This window comes from Methylobacterium carpenticola, assembly GCF_042748905.1.
Lineage (GTDB): Bacteria > Pseudomonadota > Alphaproteobacteria > Rhizobiales > Beijerinckiaceae > Methylobacterium > Methylobacterium carpenticola.
The window spans coordinates 3764957-3784193 of the sequence record NZ_JBHZEO010000001.1; the positions used below are offsets into that span (position 1 = coordinate 3764957).

20 protein-coding genes are annotated in these 19237 nt (G+C 72.9%); 11 read left to right on the top strand and 9 right to left on the bottom strand.

Translation table 11 applies throughout. From position 1 onward, the window contains the following. Positions 1-60: 60 nt before the first annotated feature. From ACE101_RS17655 to ACE101_RS17665, 3 genes are read left to right on the top strand one after another with little or no spacing between them, the layout of a single operon-like run. The gene (locus tag ACE101_RS17655) at positions 61-213 is read left to right on the top strand and encodes a hypothetical protein (RefSeq protein WP_379132009.1); all 153 of its coding nucleotides are present in this window, start codon (positions 61-63) and stop codon (positions 211-213) included. Then, on the top strand, positions 210-1064 hold the full coding sequence (locus ACE101_RS17660; RefSeq protein ID WP_379132011.1) for a metal ABC transporter ATP-binding protein: 855 nt from the start codon (positions 210-212) through the stop codon (positions 1062-1064). The genes ACE101_RS17655 and ACE101_RS17660 overlap by 4 nt, the downstream gene beginning before the upstream one ends. After that, positions 1061-1927: a metal ABC transporter permease gene (locus tag ACE101_RS17665; RefSeq protein ID WP_379132013.1), complete on the top strand. Its 867-nt coding sequence runs from the start codon at positions 1061-1063 to the stop codon at positions 1925-1927. The genes ACE101_RS17660 and ACE101_RS17665 overlap by 4 nt, the downstream gene beginning before the upstream one ends. Positions 1928-1942: 15 nt before the next feature. On the opposite strand, the gene ACE101_RS17670 is transcribed toward ACE101_RS17665, so the two are convergent. From ACE101_RS17670 to ACE101_RS17685, 4 genes are all read right to left on the bottom strand, one after another. Beyond that, entirely contained in the window at positions 1943-2977 is a 1035-nt protein-coding gene (locus tag ACE101_RS17670) for a transporter (RefSeq protein ID WP_379132016.1), read from the bottom strand. Then, positions 2977-4617, bottom strand: coding sequence for an inorganic phosphate transporter (locus tag ACE101_RS17675; RefSeq protein WP_379132019.1), 1641 nt, complete (start codon positions 4615-4617; stop codon positions 2977-2979). The genes ACE101_RS17670 and ACE101_RS17675 overlap by 1 nt, the downstream gene beginning before the upstream one ends. Before the next feature lie 225 nt (positions 4618-4842). Further along, the gene (locus ACE101_RS17680) at positions 4843-6318 is read right to left on the bottom strand and encodes an amino acid permease (RefSeq protein WP_379132021.1); all 1476 of its coding nucleotides are present in this window, start codon (positions 6316-6318) and stop codon (positions 4843-4845) included. Positions 6319-6456: 138 nt separating this feature from the next. Beyond that, on the bottom strand, positions 6457-6675 hold the full coding sequence (locus ACE101_RS17685) for a hypothetical protein (protein ID WP_379132024.1): 219 nt from the start codon (positions 6673-6675) through the stop codon (positions 6457-6459). A 252-nt stretch (positions 6676-6927) separates the two neighbouring features. Here ACE101_RS17685 and ACE101_RS17690 point away from each other — a divergent pair, with 252 nt between their 5' ends. Continuing rightward, positions 6928-8655 (top strand): IlvD/Edd family dehydratase, encoded by a 1728-nt coding sequence (locus tag ACE101_RS17690; RefSeq protein ID WP_379132026.1) that lies wholly within the window; start codon positions 6928-6930, stop codon positions 8653-8655. Here ACE101_RS17690 and ACE101_RS17695 read toward each other — a convergent pair. Further along, on the bottom strand, positions 8643-9584 hold the full coding sequence (locus ACE101_RS17695) for a hypothetical protein (protein ID WP_379132029.1): 942 nt from the start codon (positions 9582-9584) through the stop codon (positions 8643-8645). The two genes, ACE101_RS17690 and ACE101_RS17695, sit on opposite strands and share 13 nt — an antisense overlap. Positions 9585-9663: 79 nt before the next feature. Further along, a complete protein-coding gene (locus ACE101_RS17700; RefSeq protein ID WP_379138765.1) occupies positions 9664-10314 on the bottom strand; it encodes an alpha-ketoglutarate-dependent dioxygenase AlkB in 651 nt (216 codons plus the stop codon). Positions 10315-10395: 81 nt separating this feature from the next. On the opposite strand from ACE101_RS17700, the gene yddG reads away from it, so the two are divergent. Then, complete coding sequence (gene yddG / locus ACE101_RS17705) at positions 10396-11280, top strand: aromatic amino acid exporter YddG (RefSeq protein ID WP_379132031.1); 885 nt, start codon at positions 10396-10398, stop codon at positions 11278-11280. Between the two features lie 4 nt (positions 11281-11284). Here yddG and ACE101_RS17710 read toward each other — a convergent pair whose 3' ends face one another. Together ACE101_RS17710 and gloB are read right to left on the bottom strand one after the other, a co-directional pair. Continuing rightward, complete coding sequence (locus ACE101_RS17710; RefSeq protein WP_379132034.1) at positions 11285-11728, bottom strand: cupin domain-containing protein; 444 nt, start codon at positions 11726-11728, stop codon at positions 11285-11287. A gap of 11 nt (positions 11729-11739) precedes the next feature. Beyond that, positions 11740-12507 (bottom strand): hydroxyacylglutathione hydrolase, encoded by a 768-nt coding sequence (gene gloB, locus ACE101_RS17715; protein WP_379132036.1) that lies wholly within the window; start codon positions 12505-12507, stop codon positions 11740-11742. A 232-nt stretch (positions 12508-12739) separates the two neighbouring features. Here gloB and ACE101_RS17720 point away from each other — a divergent pair, with 232 nt between their 5' ends. The 4 genes from ACE101_RS17720 to ACE101_RS17735 all read left to right on the top strand — a co-directional run bounded on the left by ACE101_RS17720 (position 12740) and on the right by ACE101_RS17735 (position 15767). Next, positions 12740-13480, top strand: coding sequence for a methyltransferase domain-containing protein (locus tag ACE101_RS17720; RefSeq protein WP_379132038.1), 741 nt, complete (start codon positions 12740-12742; stop codon positions 13478-13480). A 2-nt stretch (positions 13481-13482) separates the two neighbouring features. Next, positions 13483-14199: a MarC family protein gene (locus ACE101_RS17725; protein WP_379132041.1), complete on the top strand. Its 717-nt coding sequence runs from the start codon at positions 13483-13485 to the stop codon at positions 14197-14199. 88 nt (positions 14200-14287) lie between these two features. Further along, the gene (gene dapB / locus ACE101_RS17730) at positions 14288-15085 is read left to right on the top strand and encodes a 4-hydroxy-tetrahydrodipicolinate reductase (protein WP_379132043.1); all 798 of its coding nucleotides are present in this window, start codon (positions 14288-14290) and stop codon (positions 15083-15085) included. A gap of 55 nt (positions 15086-15140) precedes the next feature. Next, positions 15141-15767: a 2,3-bisphosphoglycerate-dependent phosphoglycerate mutase gene (locus tag ACE101_RS17735; protein ID WP_379132046.1), complete on the top strand. Its 627-nt coding sequence runs from the start codon at positions 15141-15143 to the stop codon at positions 15765-15767. Positions 15768-16236: 469 nt separating this feature from the next. Here the strand turns inward: ACE101_RS17735 and ACE101_RS17740 are convergent, their stop codons facing one another. After that, positions 16237-17196, bottom strand: coding sequence for a ring-cleaving dioxygenase (locus ACE101_RS17740; RefSeq protein WP_379132049.1), 960 nt, complete (start codon positions 17194-17196; stop codon positions 16237-16239). Between the two features lie 176 nt (positions 17197-17372). Here ACE101_RS17740 and ACE101_RS17745 point away from each other — a divergent pair, with 176 nt between their 5' ends. Continuing rightward, on the top strand, positions 17373-18308 hold the full coding sequence (locus ACE101_RS17745; RefSeq protein WP_379132052.1) for a glycosyl hydrolase: 936 nt from the start codon (positions 17373-17375) through the stop codon (positions 18306-18308). 24 nt (positions 18309-18332) lie between these two features. Beyond that, positions 18333-19184 (top strand): PIG-L deacetylase family protein, encoded by an 852-nt coding sequence (locus tag ACE101_RS17750; RefSeq protein ID WP_379132055.1) that lies wholly within the window; start codon positions 18333-18335, stop codon positions 19182-19184. The last annotated feature ends 53 nt before the right edge of the window (positions 19185-19237 follow it).

Sequence of the window (19237 nt, forward strand, 5' to 3'; positions counted from 1 at the left end):
AGGTGCCGGCGTCGCGCCGGTGCGCCACCCGCGCTGCCGCGCGAACGAGGATTGGCCGCGATGAAGGCCCACACACACGCGTCTGCGCGTCGCGTTCCGGCGGCGGCTCCGCCGGCCTCCCTGCTGGGGCTCGGCGTCGGCCTCCGCCTCGCCTTCGCGGCCGTGGCCGTGGCGGGCGTCTGGGGCGCCATCGCCTGGGCGGCGAGCGCATGACCGCCGCCGCCGCCGCGGGTGCGGTGATCTTCCGGGGCCTGACCCTCGGCTACCAGCGCCATCCGGCGGTGCATCACCTCGACGGCACCCTGCCGGCGGGCGCCAGCCTGGCCGTGGTGGGACCGAACGGCGCGGGCAAGTCGACCCTGCTCAAGGGCATCATGGGCGAGATCGCGCCCCTCGACGGGCGCATCGAGCATCCCGGGCTCGGGCGGCGCGACTTCGCCTACCTGCCGCAGGCCGCCGAGATCGACCGCGGCTTCCCGATCAGCGTGCACGATTTCGTGGCGATGGGCCTGTGGCGCCGGATCGGTCCCTTCGGGGCCCTGCGCCCGCACCGCCGGGCGGTGGCGGAGGCCCTCGCCACGGTGGGCCTCACCGGCTTCGAGCGGCGGCCCATCGGCACCCTGTCGGGCGGCCAGTTGCGGCGCGCCATGTTCGCCCGCGTGCTGCTGCAGGATGCGCGCGCGGTCCTGCTCGACGAGCCCTTCGCGGCGGTGGACAGCCGCACCACCGCCGATCTCCTCGGCCTCGTCCACCGCTGGCACGAGGAGGGCCGCACGGTGATCGCGGTTTTGCACGACCTCGATCAGGTGCGCCGCCACTTCCCGACCACCCTGCTCCTCGCCCGCGAGGCGGTGGCCTGGGGCGACACGGAGACGGTGCTGACGCCGGCGAACCTGCGGCGCGCCCGCCAGCTCTGCGAGGCCTGGGACGACACGGCGCCGGTCTGCCGCGGGGCGGCCGGGGCGCCGCCCGATCATGCCCATGCCGGTGCCCCGGCTCATGCGCACGGGCACGAGCATGCCCGTGATCACGCCCATCCGCACGACCGCGAGCACGCCGCGTGATCGACCTCCTGACCGGGCCCTTCGCCGAGTTCGCCTTCATGCGCCGCGCGCTCGCCGGCTGCATCGCCCTGTCGCTGAGCGCCGCCCCGGTCGGCGTCTTCCTCACCCTGCGCCGCATGAGCCTGATGAGCGAGGCGATGAGCCACGCCATCCTGCCGGGCGCCGCGGTGGGCTTCCTGATCGCGGGGCTGTCCCTGCCGGCGATGACGCTCGGCGGCCTCGCGGCCGGCCTCGCGGTGGCGTTCCTGTCGAGCGCGGTCTCGCGCGCGACGGTCCTGCGCGAGGATGCGAGCCTGGGCGCCCTCTATCTCCTGGCGCTCGCCTCCGGCGTGCTGATGATCTCCGCCCGCGGGACCTCGGTCGATCTCCTGCACATCCTGTTCGGCACCGTGCTGGCGCTCGACGATTCGGCGCTCCTGCTCCTCGGCGGCATGGCGGCGGCGACGCTCCTCGGGCTCGGCCTGATCTACCGCCCCCTCGTCCTCGAATGCGTCGATCCGCTGTTCCTGCGCTCCGTGAGCCGGGCGAGCGGGCCGGTGCACTACGCCTTCGTCGGCCTTGTCGTCCTCAACCTCGTCGGCGGCTTCGCGGCGCTCGGCACCCTGCTCGCGGTCGGGCTGATGCTGCTGCCGGCGGTGAGCGCCCGGTTCTGGGCGGACGACATCTCCGGGCTGATCCCGGTCGCGATGGCGATCGGCCTCGTCGCCAGCGTGGCGGGGCTCCTCGTCTCCTACTACGCCGACCTGCCGAGCGGGCCGGCGATCGTGCTGACGGCCGGCGCCCTCTACCTGGCCTCGATGCTCCTCGGCGCCCGCGGCGGCCTGTTCTGGCGGCTGTTCCCGGCGCGCCATCTCGAGGCCTGAGCGGCCCGGCCCGCCTCAGCGGCGCGGCGTGCGCACGCCGATGCCGCGGATCACCAGATAGGCCGCGAGCGCCGACGCCGCCGCGATGAACAGGGCGATCAGCGAGCCCTCCTCGAGGTCCGACAGGAACAGGCCCTTGGTGTTCATGCCGAACACGCCCGTGACCAGGGTCGGCGGCAGGAACAGGGCGGTCAGGATCGAGAGGTTGAAGAGCTGGCGGTTCGACTGCTCGGCGAGGCGGGCGGCGAGTTCGTCCTGCAGGAGACGGCTGCGCTCGGCCATCGCCAGCATGTCGCGGTCGAGCGAATCGAGGCGCTGGGCGATGCGGGCCGCGGTGGCGATCTCCCGGTCCGGCAGGCCCTCGGCCTCGCCGTCCTCCTCGAAGCGGTGGAACACGGCGCGCAGGCCCAGGAGCTGCCGGTGCAGCCGCACCGCGTCGCGGCGGATCGGGCCGATCCGGCGGCGCTCGTCGCGCACCGCCTCGTCGAGGATGTGGTCCTCGATGGCGTCGAGTTCGTCCGAGAGGGCGGCCCCCAGCGCGGCCATGGCGTTGACCACGTGGCCGACGAGGGCTTCGAGCAGCCGCACCGGCGCCGTGATCGGCTTGCCCTCGGCGGCGGCCTCGCGGGTGCGGTCGGGGCCGACCACCGGGTGGCGGCGCCCGCTGACGAGGAAGCGCGGCCCCATCACGAAGTGCAGGCGGCCCTTCGGATTCGGCCTGTCCGCCGCCTCGCGGGCGAGATCGGCCACGACGCCGCCGACGAAGCGCTCCTCGACGGCGATGCGTTGATGCTCGTCCCGGGAGAAGGCCATGGCGGCGAGCCGCGGCGGCCCGAACCGCCCCTCCGCGGTCAGCCCCTCCAGGCGCGCATCCGCAAGGTTGAGATGCAGCCAGAGGAAGCCCTCCCCGAAGCTGCCGGGGGCGGGCAGCTCCTCGTCGTGGCCGATGATGCGGCCCTTGCCGTCCTCGTCGAACACCATGGCGAAGAGCAGGCCCGGAAGGGCCGGCTCGTCGCAGAGGAGGTGCGGCAGGGAGGCGGGCGCGGCCATCAGAACACCCGCACGAAGATCACGTAGAGCGTACCGGAGAGCACCATCGCCACCGGCAGGGTGAGGAGCCACGCCATGGCGAGGTTGCGCAGGGTCGCGACCTGCAATCCCGAACGGTTCGCCGCCATGGTGCCGGCGACGCCCGAGGAGAGCACGTGCGTGGTCGAGACCGGCAGCCCGTACATGTCGGCGGCCGCGATGGTGGAGGCGGCGACGAGTTCCGCCGAGGCGCCCTGCGCGTAGGTGAGATGGGTCTTGCCGATCTTCTCGCCCACGGTGACGACGATGCGCTTCCAGCCCACCATGGTGCCGAGGCCGAGCGCGATCGCCACCGCGACCTTCACCCAGATCGGGATGAAGCGGGTCGCCTCGTCGAGGCTCTTCTTGTAGCTGGCGAGCGTCGCGGCCTCGCCCCTGGTCAGGTCGCTCTCCTTGTCCTTCATCAGGAAGCGGATGGCCTCGCTGGCGAGGTACATGTCGTTGCGGGTGTTGCTCACCGCCTCGGCCGGGACCTTGGCGAGGGAGCCGTAGCGCTCGACCTCCCGGGCGATCTGCGTCACCAGCACGGAGAGCGCCGGATAGGTGCCCGCTTCGAGCGTGTGGGCCGAGACGTAGGCGGTCACGGCCGGGCGCGGATCGCCGATGATGGCGTGGCCCGCGGCCTTCCCGGCGATGACCGTGGAGGCGTCCTGCGAGGCGGTGCGGAACTGCGCCACCGCGGACTCGGGCAGCGAGCGGTTGAGGGCGTAGGCGGTGGGCACGGTGCCGATCAGGATGAGCATGATCAGGCCCATGCCCTTCTGCCCGTCATTCGAGCCGTGGGCAAAGGACACGCCCGTGCAGGTCGCGATCAGCAGGCCGCGGATCCACCACGGCGGCGGCTCCTTGCCCTTGGGCTCGGCGTAGAGGGCGGGGTTGCGCACCACGAGCTTGAGCAGGAGGAGGAGCGCGCCTGCGGCGAGGAAGCCCACCATCGGCGAGAGCAGCAGCGACCAGCCGATCTCGGTGGCCTTCGACCAGTCGACGCCGGAGGTGCCGTCGCGCCCGCGCATCATCGCGTTGGCGACGCCGACCCCGATGATCGAGCCGATCAGCGTGTGCGAGCTCGACGCCGGCAGGCCGAAATACCACGTGCCGAGGTTCCAGATGATCGCCGCGATCAGGAGCGCGAACACCATCGCGAAGCCCGCGCCCGACCCGACCTGGAGGATCAGCTCCACCGGCAGCAGGCTGACGATGCCGAAGGCCACCGCGCCCGAGGAGAGCAGCACGCCGAGGAAGTTGAAGAAGCCCGACCACACCACGGCGACGGTGGCGGGCAGCGCGTGGGTGTAGATGACGGTGGCGACGGCGTTGGCGGTGTCGTGGAAGCCGTTCACGAACTCGAAGCCGAGCGCGATGACGAGCGCGACGAAGAGCAGGAGGTAGGGAAGGTAGGTGACGACCGGGGTTCCGGTCTCCACCACGTCGAGGCGGATGCTGTCGGCGACGTAGAACAGGGCGCCGCCGAGCACCGCCAGGAAGAGGGTGACGGCGAGACCGGAGGCCCGCCCGTCGAGATCGGGGCGCCCGTGGTGCGGGTGCGGTGCTTCGGGCGCGTCCGCCAGCGGGCCCAGGTTGCCGACAGCCGCGTTCGACATTGCTGCTTCCCTGTCCTCGGGACCGTGTCGCGGGTCCTTTGGACGGACCCTGATCCCGGGGGGATGACAGTCGTGTGACGGCAGCCGACAGCGGTGAAAGACCCGGGCCGATCTTGGCTGAATTGATCTTGGCGGAATCGGTCTTGGCTGAATTGATCTTGGGCCGACTCGGCCGGCACGGCGGGGCGCCGATCGGGCGGATCGACCGGCCGCGTCGGCCGTGCCTCAGGACACGGCCTCCTGCGCCTTCTCGCGGCCGACCCGGCTGTGGGCGCGGCTGTAGCCGAAATAGATCGCGAGCCCGATCGCGAGCCAGATCACCAGCCGCAGCCAGGTCTGCCCGTCGAGGGAGACCATCATGGCGAGGCAGACCACGATGCCGGCGAGCGGCACGAAGGGAACCGCCGGGGTGCGGTAGCCCCGCGCCTCGTGCGGGTGGCTGCGGCGCAGGATGAGGACGCCCGCGCAGACGATGATGAAGGCGAGCAGCGTCCCGATGCTCGTCATGTGGCCGAGCTGGCTGATCGGCAGGACGCCGCCGAGCAGGCAGGCGAAGACCATGAAGAACAGGTTCGAGCGGTAGGGCGTGCGCCAGGTCGGGTGGATCGCCCCGAAGAAGCGCGGCAGCAGCCGGTCCTGCGCCATGGCGTAGAACACCCGCGACTGGCCGTAGAGCAGCACCAGCATCACGGTGGTGAAGCCCGCGATCACGCCGAGCGTCACCAGGGTCTGCAGCCCGGGGAAGGGCGTCTGGGCGATGGCGGTGGCGACCGGGGCGGCGTCGCCCCGCATGGAATCGTAGCGCACGAGGCCGGTGAGAACCGCCGCGAAGGCGATGTAGAGCACCGTGCAGATCGCGAGCGAGCCGAGGATGCCCACCATCATCGTGCGCTGCGGGTTCTTCACCTCCTGCGCCGCCGTCGAGACCGCGTCGAAGCCGATATAGGCGAAGAACACCACGCCGGCCGCGCGCATGATCCCGCTCCAGCCGTACTCGCCGAAGGTGCCGGTGTTGTCGGGGATGAACGGCACGTAGTTCTGCGCCTTCACGTAGAACAGGCCGGTGCCGATGACGGCGAGCACCACCGCCACCTTCACGACGACGATCACCGCGTTGACCCGGGCCGATTCGCGCACGCCGCGCATCAGCAGGAGCGAGATCACGCAGAGGATCAGCACCGCCGGCAGGTTGACGAGGCCCGTCGTGTGGGTGCCGTCGGCGAGCTGCACCGTCTCGAAGGGCGAGTGCAGCAGGCGCGGCGGCAGCGTCACGCCGAAATTCTGGAGCAGGGTCGCCACGTATTTCGACCAGCTCACCGAGACGGTGGCGGCGCCCACCGCGTATTCGAGCACGAGGTCCCAGCCGATGATCCAGGCCACGAACTCGCCCATGGTGGCATAGGCGTAGGTGTAGGCGCTGCCCGAGACGGGGATCATGCTGGCGAGTTCGCTGTAGCACATGCCCGCGAAGGCGCAGCCGAGCGCCGCGATGGCGAAGGAGATCACCACCGCCGGCCCCGCATGCTCGGCCGCCGCGATGCCGGTGAGCGAGAACAGGCCCGCGCCGATGATGGCGCCGATGCCGAGGCCGACGAGGCTCCAGGGGCCGAGGGTGCGATGCAGCGCGTGCTCGCCCGTCCCCGCATCGCCCGTCAGCTGCTCGATGGGCTTGGTCCGGAACAGCCCGCCCGCTTCCGCCATCTTCCCCTCCCTGGTCGGACCAGCGCGGGCGAAGGGTTGGCCGGCCGATCGGCGGGACAACGCGCGACCGCGGCCGGGGTCGCGGGGCGGGAGGCGGATGTGTTCCGCCGCGTCAGGGCCGCGGCGATGCCGCGGCCCTCAGCCGTCGGCGAGGAGGAGTTCGACCGCCTCCAGGGTCTCGGGCTCCTCCGGCCGGCCGCCGCCGAGCCGCGCGACGAGCCGCGCGATCTCCTCCGGGAAGAGGCCGCTGCGGTCCACGCCGAAGGCGGTGTCGAGGGCCGGAAGCAGGCTCTCGATGAACGCCCGCGGCGCCGCATGGTGCTCCGTCGTCACGAAGGCAGGAGTACGCGCGAGCATGGCGGAAGCCGCTCCGGAGCGCACGGCGCCGCGCGCAGCCGAGGGATCGGTGCGCGGGGTCGGCGGATGGCGGTGATCGATGAAGCTGGACTATAGGAGCGCCGGATGAACGGTGGCTGACAGAACCTGGCCGGTTCCGTTCAGACGGGGCGGAATCGCCGCGGACCGGCCGGTTTTCCCCAGGACGTGGCGGGACAGCCCCGGATCCGGGGTTTACAGCTACGCGAACCAACGACGTTCGGGAGGAGAGCGATGGGCAAGGGTCTGCGCAAGGGGCTCACCAGCTACGGCGATGCCGGCTTCTCCCTCTTCCTCCGCAAGGCCTTCATCAAGGCCATGGGCTATTCGGACGACGCCCTGAACCGGCCGATCGTCGGCATCACCAACACCTACAGCGACTACAATCCCTGCCACGGCAACGCGCCGGCGCTGATCGAGGCGGCCAAGCGCGGGGTGATGCTGGCCGGCGCGATGCCGATGGTCTTCCCGACCATCTCGATCCACGAGAGCTTCGCCCACCCGACCTCGATGTACCTGCGCAACCTGATGGCGATGGACACCGAGGAGATGATCCGCGCCCAGCCCATGGACGCCGTCATCGTCATCGGCGGCTGCGACAAGACCCTGCCGGCCCAGATCATGGCGGCGGCGAGCGTCGACCTGCCGACCGTGGTGATCCCGGTCGGGCCGATGGTGGTGGGTCACCACAAGGGCGAGGTGCTCGGCGCCTGCACGGATTGCCGCCGGCTCTGGGCCGCCCACCGGGCGGGCGAGATCGACGAGCAGGAGATCGAGGTGGTGAACGGGCGCCTCGCCCCCTCGGTCGGCACCTGCATGGTGATGGGCACCGCCTCCACCATGGCCTGCATGACCGAGGCGATGGGCCTGTCGCTGCCCCTCTCGGGCACGATCCCTGCGCCCCATGCCGAGCGCATCCGCCTCGCCGAGGCGAGCGGGCGGCGCGCCGCCGCGATGGCGGTGGCGGGCGCCCCCCGCCCGAGCGAGATCCTCACCCCCGCCGCCTTCCGCAACGCCCAGACCGTGCTCCAGGCGATCGGCGGCTCCACCAACGGGCTCATCCACCTCACCGCCATGGCCCGGCGCGTCGGCGTGACGATCGACCTCGAGTCCTTCGACGCGATCGGGCGCGAGGTGCCGGTGCTCGTCGACCTCAAGCCCTCGGGCGAACACTACATGGAGCATTTCCACCACGCGGGCGGCGTGCCCCGGCTGCTCGCCGAACTCGGCGACCGCATCGATCTCGACGTGCCGAGCGTGGCGGGCGGGACCCTGCGCGAGGCCGTGGCGGCGGCCGAGCGGGTGCCGGGCCAGACCGTGATCCGCACCCCCGCCGCGCCGATCAAGCCGACGGGCGGGCTCGCGGTCCTGCGCGGCAACCTCGCCCCGCGCGGCGCGCTCATCAAGCACGCGGCGGCGAGCGAGCGCCTGCTCCAGCACACGGGCCGCGCCGTGGTGTTCGAGTCGATCCCCGACATGGCGGCGCGGATCGACGATCCGGACCTCGACGTGACCGCCGACGACGTGCTGGTGCTGCGCAATGCCGGCCCCAAGGGCGCCCCCGGCATGCCGGAGGCCGGCTACCTGCCGATCCCCCGGAAGCTCGCGCGGGCGGGGGTGAAGGACATGGTGCGCATCTCGGATGCCCGGATGAGCGGCACCGCCTTCGGCACGATCGTGCTGCACGTCACGCCCGAATCCGCCGTGGGCGGCCCGCTCGCGCTGGTGAGGACCGGCGACCGCATCCGCCTCGACGTGGCCGGCCGCCGCATCGACCTGCTCGTGGACGAGGCGGAGCTCGCCCGGCGGGCGGCCGCCCTGCCGGCGCCGTCCCGGCCGGACTGGGCGGCGCGGGGCTATGCCCGCCTGTTCCACGACACCGTGACCCAGGCGGACGAGGGCTGCGACTTCGACTTCATGCTGCCGGGCGGCGCGGCGCCCGGCGGCGGTCACGGGAACTGAACGGCGTCCACGACCTTGCGGAAGCGCGGCAGGATGGCCTCGCGGTCCTGCGCCTTCACGACGCCCACCGCGCGGAAATAGCCGTCCGGCTTGAAGCGGATGGTCTGGGACACCACGACCGGCATGCCGGAGGGGATGTCGGTCGCCCGCGCCACCAGCTCGTGCCAGTCGGCGCCGTTCTGGCGGAAGCTCTGCGCGCGCTCGATGGCGAAGTCCTTCATGGTCTGGTTGGAATAGAGCGCCGCCTTGGCGAAGGCGTCGCGCTGCTCAGCGGGCAGCGGGGGCTGCACCGCCTCGGCCAGCACCAGGATCGGCTGCTCCAGGCTGTTCATCTGGTCCTTCGGGCCGTCCGTGTAGAGAACCGAGTTGCCGGCCAGCACCCGGACCGGGCGGAAGCCCGCCGTCTCGGTGATCCGGAAGGGCAGGGCGGAGACCTGCTGGTCGAGGGAGAGGGCTGCGCGCACCCGCACGCTGGTGAGCATCTTGCGCATTGCCTCGTCGGTCTCGGCGCCGGGCAGCGTCTGGCCGATGACGAGGCCGGTCACGCTCGGATCCGCGACGAGCAGCACCCATTTGGCGATGGTCGGGGCGCCGGGCTGCTCGATCGGCTGCTCGCCGGTGAACAGGATGCCCTTCTTGTTGTCGCCGAGCGTGATCTCCTCGCGGTTCTTCACCGTGAGGCCCTGCGCCTTCAGGCTGTCGGTGGTGAAGCTCGCGGTGAGCGCCCCGTAATCCTGCGGCGGCAGCTCCACCACCGAGACCGTCGCGCCGCCGCCCGGCCGCTCGAAGCCGGTGAAGCGGCGGGAGACCTGCATGTCTTGGATCGGCTCGAAGCCGAAGCGGGAGCCGGGCGGGTAGACCGGCTCGGCGAGGGCCGCGTCCGCGAGGACGAGGCTCGCGAGCAGGGCGACGAGGACGCGCAAGGACATGGGCCGCGATCTCCTGCGGCCGGCGCTCGACGGCCGGCCGGATGATGGGCCGATTGCGTCGGCCCGCCGCCTGCCGCTGTCAAGCGGGGACGGGAGCGGAGACGCGTCGCAGGGTGAGGTTGAGACGCCCACCCGGCGGCACGGCCGGCAGTTGCGGCGGGGCGCCGCCGAGCAGGTCCGGCGCCTCCGCGACGATCCGGTCGATCCCGTGGAAGATCAGGCGCGAGGCGCCCCCGATCACCAGCGCGTCGCCGCTCCGCAGGCGGATCGAGCGCGTGGGGTCGCCCCGGCCGAGGCCGCCGTAGCGGAACAGAGCGGTCGCGCCCAGCGACAGCGAGAGCACGGGCGCTGCGAACTCGGCCTCGTCCCGGTCCTGGTGGAGGCCCATGCGGGTGCCCGGCGCGTAGAGGTTGACGAGGCAGGCCTCGGGCGGGTGCGGGTAGCCGGAGAGGGCGTCCCAGGCGGCGAGGATCGCGGGCGGGATCGGCGGCCAGGGCCGGCCGGTCCCGGGATGCAGGGGCTGGTAGCGGTAGCCGGCCCGGTCGGAGACCCAGCCGAGGGGGCCGCAATTCGTCATCCGCACCGAGAAGGGCTTGCCCGTGCGCGGCATGGTCGGCAGGAAGGCGGGCGCCTCCGCGAGCACCCGCGCGAGATCGGCCGCGAGCGCCGCTTGCGCCGCCGCGTCGAGATAGCCCGGATGGTGGATCAATCCGGCTGCGAGTTCGATCAGGGGCGCCTCCCGATGGTCGGTCCGCCTCCTCTAACTGATTCCGGGTGGGGTTGGCCCCATCCCCCGTGGTAAGCGCCCCGCATGACCGCTCGCACCGCCACCCTGACCGGATCCGGAGCGATCCTGCTCTGGTCGCTCCTCGCGCTCTTCACCGCGGCCTCCGGCGCGGTGCCCCCGTTCCAGCTCGCCGCCATGACCTTCCTGGTCGGCGGCCTCCTCGGCTGCGCGAGCTGGATCGTGCGTCCCTCCGGGATCCGGGCCCTGCGCCAGCGGCCGGCCGTCTGGGCGCTCGGGCTCGCGGGCCTGTTCGGCTATCACGCCCTCTACTTCGCGGCGCTCCGCCTCGCGCCGCCGGCGGAGGCGGGGCTGATCAGCTATCTCTGGCCGCTCCTCATCGTGCTGTTCTCGGCCCTGCTGCCGGGGGAGGGGGGGCTGCGGCCCGCGCACCTGATCGGGGCCCTGCTCGGGCTCGCGGGCGTCGTGACGCTGTTCCTGGGGCGCGGCAGCCTCAGCTTCGATCCGGCGGCGCTCCCGGGCTACGCGGCGGCGCTCGCCTGCGCCTTCCTGTGGTCGGGCTACTCGGTGCTGTCGCGGCGGGTGGGCGAGGTGCCGACCGACGCGGTCGCGGGCTTCTGCCTCGCCACCGCGGCCCTGAGCCTCCTCTGCCATCTCGCCTTCGAGACGACCGTCTGGCCGTCGGGCGCGAGCCAGTGGGCGGCGGTGGCGGCCCTCGGCCTCGGGCCGGTGGGAGCGGCCTTCTACCTGTGGGACATCGGCGTGAAGCGCGGGGACATCCGCCTTCTCGGCGTCGGTTCCTACGCCGCCCCGGTGCTCTCGACCCTGGTCCTGGTCGCCGCCGGCTACGCGCCCGCGACGCTCGCGCTCGCGCTCGCCTGCGGGCTGATCGTGGCGGGCGCGCTGGTGGCGACCCGGGCCGGGGCGACGAAGCGGGCGCGGGCGGCGTAGAGCCTCACCCCCGCGGTGCCGGCCGCCAGTCCGGGGGCGCCATCTCGAAACCCTCGAAGCGGAAGCCCGGCGCCACCGTGCAGCTCACCAGCGTCCAGGCGCCGAGGCTCGTCGCCGTCTGCCAGTGGCCCGCCGGCACGACGATCTGGGGCCGCTGGCCCCGGGCGAGGTCGGGGCCGAGATGCAGCGCCTCGGCGTCGTGGCCGTTCGGGCTCATGGTCAGCACGAGGGGCGCGCCCGCGTGCCAGAGCCAGATCTCGCTGGCATCGACCCGGTGCCACTCGGAGGTCTCGCCGACGTCGAGCAGGTAGTAGATCGCCGTCGAGGCCGCGCGCCCGTCGATCTCGCGCGGATCGCGGAAGGTCTCGCGGTAATGGCCGCCCTCCGGGTGCGGCTTCAGGTCGAGGAGGCGGATCACCTCGGCGGCGGTGAGGCTCGGGGACGGCATCTCCGGGCGCATCAGAAGCGGTTCTTCCACTCGCGCAGGGCCGTGAACACCGCGGCCGGGTCGGAGCCCGGCTCCATGCCGACCGAGCGGGCGAGCGCCGGCTCGGTGGCGCGCAGGAAGGGATTGGTCGCCTTCTCCTCGCCGAGGGTGGTCGGGACCAGGAAGCGCCCGTCGCGCTTCACCCGCTCGGCGACCTCGGCCCGCGCCTTGAGGTTGGCGTTCTCCGGATCGGCCGCCAGCGCGAAGCGGGCGTTCGACAGCACGTAGTCGTGGCCCGAATAGATCGCGGTCTCGTCCGGCAGGGGCAGGAAGCGGCTGAGCGAGCGCCACAGCACCGCGGGCGGGCTCTCCATCACGCGGCCGCAGCCGAGGGTGAACAGGGTGTCCCCCGCGAAGACGAGGCGCTGGCGCTCGAACCAGTAGGTGACGTGATCGGCGCAGTGGCCGGGGGTTTCCCACACGCTCGCCAAGAGGGAGCCGACCTTGACGACGTCGCCCTCCCGCACCGTGGCATCCACCTCCGGCACGGCGTCGCCCGCCTTGGCGGGGGCGGTGACGCGGGCGCCCGTCCGGGCCTTCACCTCCGGGATGCCCTCCACATGGTCCTGGTGGCGGTGGGTGACGAGGATGTCGGTGAGCGTCCAGCCGGTCTCCTTCAGGGCGCGCAGCACCGCCCCCGCCTCCGGCACGTCGATGGCCGCGCAGGCTCCGGTGGCGGGATCGTGGAGCAGCACCCCGATATTGTCGCTCCGGCACAGGAAGGTGCGGATCTCGGGCATGGTCGTCTCCCCTCGGCTCGTTTCCCCGCACAAGGTAGCGCGGGCGCGGCCGGCTTGGATATGCCGCCCCGCCGATCCGGCGCGCCTCGGCGATTCCGGCGCGGCGCGCCGGATCGGTTGGCGCCGCCGCCTTGCCGCGGGGGCCAACAGTGCCCATTGATGACCGCGGACGCGGCGGGATGGGGCCGGACCTCCGGCTCCCAGGGTCGCGTCGTGCGAGCGTCCAGTCTTCATGAGCGTCGACGTCACCGATCTCCGCGCCTTCTACAGCGGGCCTCTCGGCGCCGTGACGCAGCGCCTCGTCGGCCGCACCGTGCACCGGTTCCTCGGCTCCGTCGCGGGCCTGCGGGTGCTCGGGCTCGGCTACGCGGTGCCGTATCTCGGCCCGGTGCGGCACGCCGCCGAGCGCACCCTCGCCTTCATGCCGGCGACCCAGGGCGTCGTGAACTGGCCCGGCGCCGGGCGCTCGGCCTCGGCCCTGGTCGATCCGACCATGATGCCCCTGCCGGAGGCGGCGGTGGACCGGGCGATCCTCGTGCACGCCATCGAGGCGGTGGAGAGTCCCGCCGAATTGCTGCAGGAGGTCTGGCGCGTGCTCACGCCCGGCGGCCGGCTGGTGCTGGTGGCGCCCAATCGCCGCGGGCTGTGGGCGCGGCGGGACGCCACGCCCTTCGGGCATGGCCAGCCCTACAGCCGCTCGCAGCTCGGGCGGCTGATGCGCGAGACCCTGTTCTCTCCCGAGGGCTGGGCCGAGACGCTCTACGTGCCCCCGGTCGAGGGCTGGATCACGCTGCGCACCGCGAGCGCCTGGGAGCGGGTCGGCACCAGCCTGTCGCTGCCCTTCGCGGGGCTGCACGTGGTCGACGCGATCAAGCAGCTCCACCGGCCCGTCACCGTGCAGGCCCGGCGCGCGGCGCGGCTGCGCCCCCCCGTCCTCGTGCCCGCTCCGGCACCCGTGCCGGGTGGCGTCTGAGCGTGACCCCGCCCGCCCTCGACGTGGCCCTGCAGAGCTTCCTGCTCGCGCTCCCGGCCCTGTTCTCGATCGTCAACCCGCTCGGCGGCGCGCTGATCTTCGCCGAGGTCACGGCGCGGCGCAGCCACGCGGAGCGGGCTCTGCTCGCGCGCCGCATCGGCCTCTACGCGGCTGCGGTGATGCTGGTCTCGCTCTGGGCGGGGGCGGCGCTGCTGAGCTTCTTCGGCATCTCGCTCGCGGCCCTGCGCATCGCGGGCGGGCTCGTCGTGGCGGCCCAGGCGTGGCGGCTCCTCGCCGCCCCCGAGGAGCGCGAGGCGCGCAAGGCGGCCCAGGCGGAGCCCGCCCGCGACCGCGACCGCGAGCCGGACGGGCTGGAGCATGGCGGCCTCGACGAGATCGCCTTCTTTCCCCTGACGCTGCCCTTCACGACCGGGCCGGGCACGATCTCGGTGGTGATCGCGCTCGGCGCCAGCCGGCCCGAGGCCGGGGGCGCGCGCCTCGGCTTCCTCCTCGGCGCCTCCCTCGCCGCCCTCGTCATCGCCATGGCGGTGCGCATCGCCTACGCCTCGGCGGACGGGGTGGTGGCCCGCATCGGCCACGCCCGCGCCCGGGTGCTCGGGCGGCTCTCGGCCTTCCTGCTCCTCTGCGTGGGCACCCAGATCACGCTCACCGGCGTCACGGACGTGCTCGCCCCCCTGCTCGCCGCGGGCGCCCGCTGAGCGATCCGGCCGCCTTGGCAGGCGCGCCCCCGGCCTGTAGGAGGCGGGGCACGGCCGCGGGTTGGCCTTTTGGGGGAGCGAGGGCGCGATGCGACTCGTGGTGGTGGGTGCCTCCGGACGCATGGGCCGGATGCTGATCCAGGCGGTGGCCGGGACCGAGGGCTGCACGCTCGCGGGCGCGATCGAGCGCGAGGGCTCCGCGGTCATCGGCCAGGATGCGGGCGTGCTCGCCGGCCTGCCGCCGCTCGGCCTTCCCGTCACCGACGACCCCCTGCGGGCCTTCGCGGAAGCCGATGGCGTCCTCGACTTCACGGCGCCCGCCGCCACGGTGTTCTACGCCGAACTCGCCGCCCAGGCGCGCCTCGTCCACGTGGTCGGGACCACCGGCCTGTCGGAGGACGACCTCCGGAAGCTGGAGGCGGCCGCCCGCCATGCGCGCGTCGTGCGCTCGGGCAACATGTCGCTCGGCGTCAACCTGCTGGCGGGCCTCGTGCGCAAGGTCGCGGCGACCCTCGGCGAGGACTTCGACATCGAGATCCTGGAGATGCATCACCGCCACAAGGTCGATGCGCCCTCCGGCACGGCGCTGCTCCTCGGGGAGGCGGCGGCCGAGGGCCGGGCGGTGGCGCTCGGCGAGCGGAAGGTGGCGGTGCGCGACGGCCATACCGGGGCCCGCGTGCCCGGCACGATCGGCTTCGCGACCCTGCGCGGGGGCAGCGTGGTCGGGGAGCACAGCGTGATCTTCGCGGGGGCCGGCGAGCGGATCGAACTCACCCATCGGGCCGAGGACCGCGGGATCTTCGCCCGCGGCGCGGTGAGAAGCGCCCTCTGGGCCTTCCCGCAGAAGCCCGGCCTCTACGACATGGACGACGTTCTGGGTCTCTGACCCGCGGCCTTCCCGGGGTCTCCGACCCCGCCTTCACGGAGCGACACGGACAATCATGGACCGCCTTCTCGTCCTCGCACGGCACGGCCAGAGCGAGTGGAACCTGAAAAACCTCTTCACCGGCTGGCGCGACCCGGACCTGACCGAGGTCGGCGTCGCCGAGGCGCGGGCGGCGGGACGGCGGCTGAAGGCGAAGGGCATCCAGTTCGATGTCGCCTTCACCTCGGCCCTGACCCGGGCCCAGCGCACCGCCGCCCTGATCCTGGAGGAACTCGGCCAGCCGAACCTGCCGACCATCGTCGACGCGGCCCTGAACGAACGCGACTACGGCGACCTCGCGGGCCTCAACAAGGACGATGCCCGCGCGCGCTGGGGCGAGGAGCAGGTCCATGTCTGGCGCCGCTCCTACGACGTGCCCCCGCCCGGCGGCGAGAGCCTGAAGGACACGGTGGCCCGCGTGCTGCCCTACACCATGCGGGAGATCCTGCCGCGGGTGATGCGGGGCGAGCGGGTGCTGGTGGCCGCCCACGGCAATTCCCTGCGCGCGCTGGTGATGGTGCTGGACGGGCTCACCACGGAGACCATCCCCGGCCTGGAACTGTGGACCGGCGTGCCGCTCGTCTACCACCTGAAGGCCGACACCACGGTCGAGAGCAAGGAAGTCCTCAACAAGGACGTCTGATACGGTTTCCGGAAGATCACTTTCGGAAACCGTATCACGAGCCCGCGCGGCGCCTGAGCGAGGCCGGTTTCCGCATCGCGAAGCGATCATCCGGAAACCGTATGAGGCGCGCGGATCCCTCTCCGCCCGGGCTTGCGGATTCTCACTTCGGAGTGCGCGCATCTCCTCGCCCCGCTTGCGGGGCGAGGGCTTCGGTGATCTCGCCGTCACCGAAGCGAGGCGGCGCATCGATCCCGCAGGGACCGACCCGACGGTGAGGGGCTTCCGGAGGAGCCACATCCGGCGCCGCCCCCTCACCCCCGCCTTTCGGGCTTACTTCGCCCCGGCAAGGGCAGCGGGAGCGTTCCGATCCCCAGGGCCTCTCCCCGCACGCGGGATGAGAAGAGGTCCGCCCCTCATCCGGCGATGCGTGCAGGTCGGAGCCCCGCCCGGGCGAGGGGCCCGCTCGACCTCGGGCCCGTGGCCGCCGTCAGAGCGGCTTCAGCCCCGCCTCGATCTCCGCCCGGCGCGGCTCCAGGAACGGCGGCAGCGCGAGGCGCTCGCCGAGGGCCTCCAGCGGCTCGTCCGTGGCGAAGCCCGGGCCGTCCGTCGCGATCTCGAACAGGATGCCGTTCGGCTCCCGGAAATAGAGGCTGCGGAAGTAGTAGCGGTCGACCGGGCCGCTCGACGGCACCCGCAGGCTCCGCAGCCGCTCCGTCCAGGCCTCGTACTCCGCATCCGGGATGCGGAAGGCCACGTGGTGCACGCCGCCCGCCCCCGGCCGCGCCGGCCCGAGATCCGGCTCCGCCACCACGTGCAGTTCCGCCGCCGGCCCGCCCGCGCCCATGGCGTAGACCCGCACCGGCCGCTCCGCCGAGGCCTCGGCCGCCGCGTCGCCCGCCGGGTAGTCGCGCACCGGCCGCATCCCGAGCACCCCCGTCAGCACCGCCTCGGTCGCGGCCGGATCGGCCACGCTGAGCAGGATCGGCCCGAGGCCGCGGATCTGGTGCCCGGCCGGGACCGGGCTTCCCGCCCACGGATGGGCCTCGCCGCTGCCGCCATCGTCCACGAGGCTGAGCCGCTGGCCCTCCGGATCCTCGAAGTCGAGGGTGAGGCGCCCGTCGCGCTCCACCGGCGGCCGGTGCGTCACGCCCTGGCGGCCGAAATGCGCGCGCCACCACGCCATCGCCTCGGGGCCGGCCACCCGCAGCATGGTGCGGGCGATGCTGTTCGTGCCCCGCCGCTCGCGGGCGGCCGGCCAGTCGAAGAAGGTCAGGTCCGAGCCCGGCGAGGCGAGGCCGTCGGCATAGAACAGGTGGTAGGCCGAGACGTCGTCCTGATTGACGGTCTTCTTCACGAGCCGCTGGCCGAGCACGCGGGTGTAGAAGGCGAAGTTGTCGGCGGCCTGGGCCGTCACGGCGGTGAGGTGGTGGATTCCGGTGAGCTGCATCGCGGGATCTCCTGTCTCGCCCCCACCTGCGCATCCGGCGCCCTTGCCGCCAGGGCCCGGCCTGCCAGATCGCCTTTGCGCGCATGCAAGACGACATTTGGCAAGACGTCGCCTTGCCCCGCCCGACCCCGCCCGCCATGAGGGGCCGGAAGAGTGTCAGCGTCCGAGGAGCCCGCATGATCGAAGCGGCGATGATCTGGAACGAGCCCAACAACAAGTCGCATTGGGATCCCGAGGTCGATCCGGGCTGGCACCTCTTCGCCGATACGCTCGCCTGCACGGCCGAGGCCCTGAAGCGGGAGGCGCCCGCGCTGCCCACCGTGCTCGGCGGCCTCTCGCCCATCGACCCGACCTTCGTGCAGTTCCTCGATGCGAAGCGCGCCCTCGATCACGTCGACGTCGTGGCGGTGCACGGCTTCCCCCTCGACTGGAACCTCTGGCAGATCAACGAGTGGCCGGCCAAGCTCGCCGAGATCCGCGCGGTGACGCCCAAGCCCGTCTGGGTCACCGAGGTCGGGGTCTCGACCTTCGGGGCCGAGGAGGTGCAGGTCTTCGGCGTGGAGCGGACGGCGGAGCTGCTGATCGGCCGCACGCCGCGCATCCACTGGTACAGCCTCTACGACCTGCCGCAGGCCTGGGGGGCCACGACCCGGCACAAGGAGGCGGAGGGCTCCTCCTACTACCGCCATTTCTACATGGGGCTGCTGCGCGAGGACGGGACGCCCAAGCCCGCCCTGGAGGCCTTCGCCCGCCACGCGCCCGCGATGGGGCTGTGCCAGTGGTTCCACTTCGAGGATCACCGCCTCGACGAGGCGGTGGCCTGGATGCGGCGGCTCGGCGTGCGCTACCTGCGCACCGGCCTGTCCTGGGCCGATTCCTTCCGGCCCAACGCCCTCGACTGGTTCGACCGGCAGATGGACGCACTCGCCGAGTTCGACGTCACGGTGACGTTCTGCTTCACCCCGGAGCACCGGGGCATCGCCCCTCACCACACCAGCGCGCCGCAGGTGAAGGAGGAATTCGCGGAGTTCTGCGCCGCCATGGTCCGGCGCTACGCGGGCCAGCTCCGGCCGCGGCCCGATTCCCTCGTGATGCCGGCGCTTCGTCCATGAGGAGCCAGCCATGAGGAACTCCCGATGAGCGGCGTGGTCACCGGACCGCTCGCCCCGACCTCGCCGCAGGCGGAGGCGCTCCTCGCCGCCCTGGCGCATCCGGCCCGGGGGCCGGTTCCGGCCGGGAGCGCCGCGCTCGTCGTGGCCCATCCGGACGACGAGAGCGTCGGCTGCGGGGCGCAACTGCCGCGGCTCTCCGGGGTCACGGTGATCCACGTCACCGACGGCGCCCCCCGGAACGGGCGGGACGCCGCCCGCCACGGCTTCCCGGATCCCGCCGCCTACGCGGCGGCGCGGGCCCGTGAACGCGATGCGGCGCTGACCCTCGTCGGCGTCCCGCCCGAGCGGCGCATCGCCCTCGGATTGCCGGACCAGGGCGTCGCGGAGGCGTTGGCCCCCCTCGCCCGGCAACTCGCCGCACTCTTCGCGGCGCGCGGCATCACGGTCGCGCTCACCCATGCCTATGAGGGCGGGCATCCGGACCACGACGCCGTGGCGCTGGCGGTCCAGGGCGCGAAGCGGCTGATGGGCGGCGCCCTCGCGGTGATCGAGATGCCCTTCTACCATCGCGGCGAAGAGGGACCGGAGGCGGGCGCCTTCCTGCCGGCGCACCCGCCCCGGCGGGCGATCGCGCTCCACCTCGATCCGGAGGATTGCGCGCTGAAGGCCGACCTCTTCGCCATCCATGCGACGCAGGCCGCCACCCTCAACCGGCTGCCGATCGCCCTGGAGCGTTTCCGCGAGGCGCCGGACCACTCCTTCGACAGGCTGCCGAACGAGGGCCGGCTGCTCTACGAGGATTGGGGTCTGGGGCTCGACGGAGCGCGCTTCCTCGCCCTCGCCCGGGCGGCGGAGCGGGAGATCGGCGGCGCCTGATCCAAGGGGCGGGTGCTGATCGGAGATCCTCGTGCACCCTGGCCGCTCTGCGT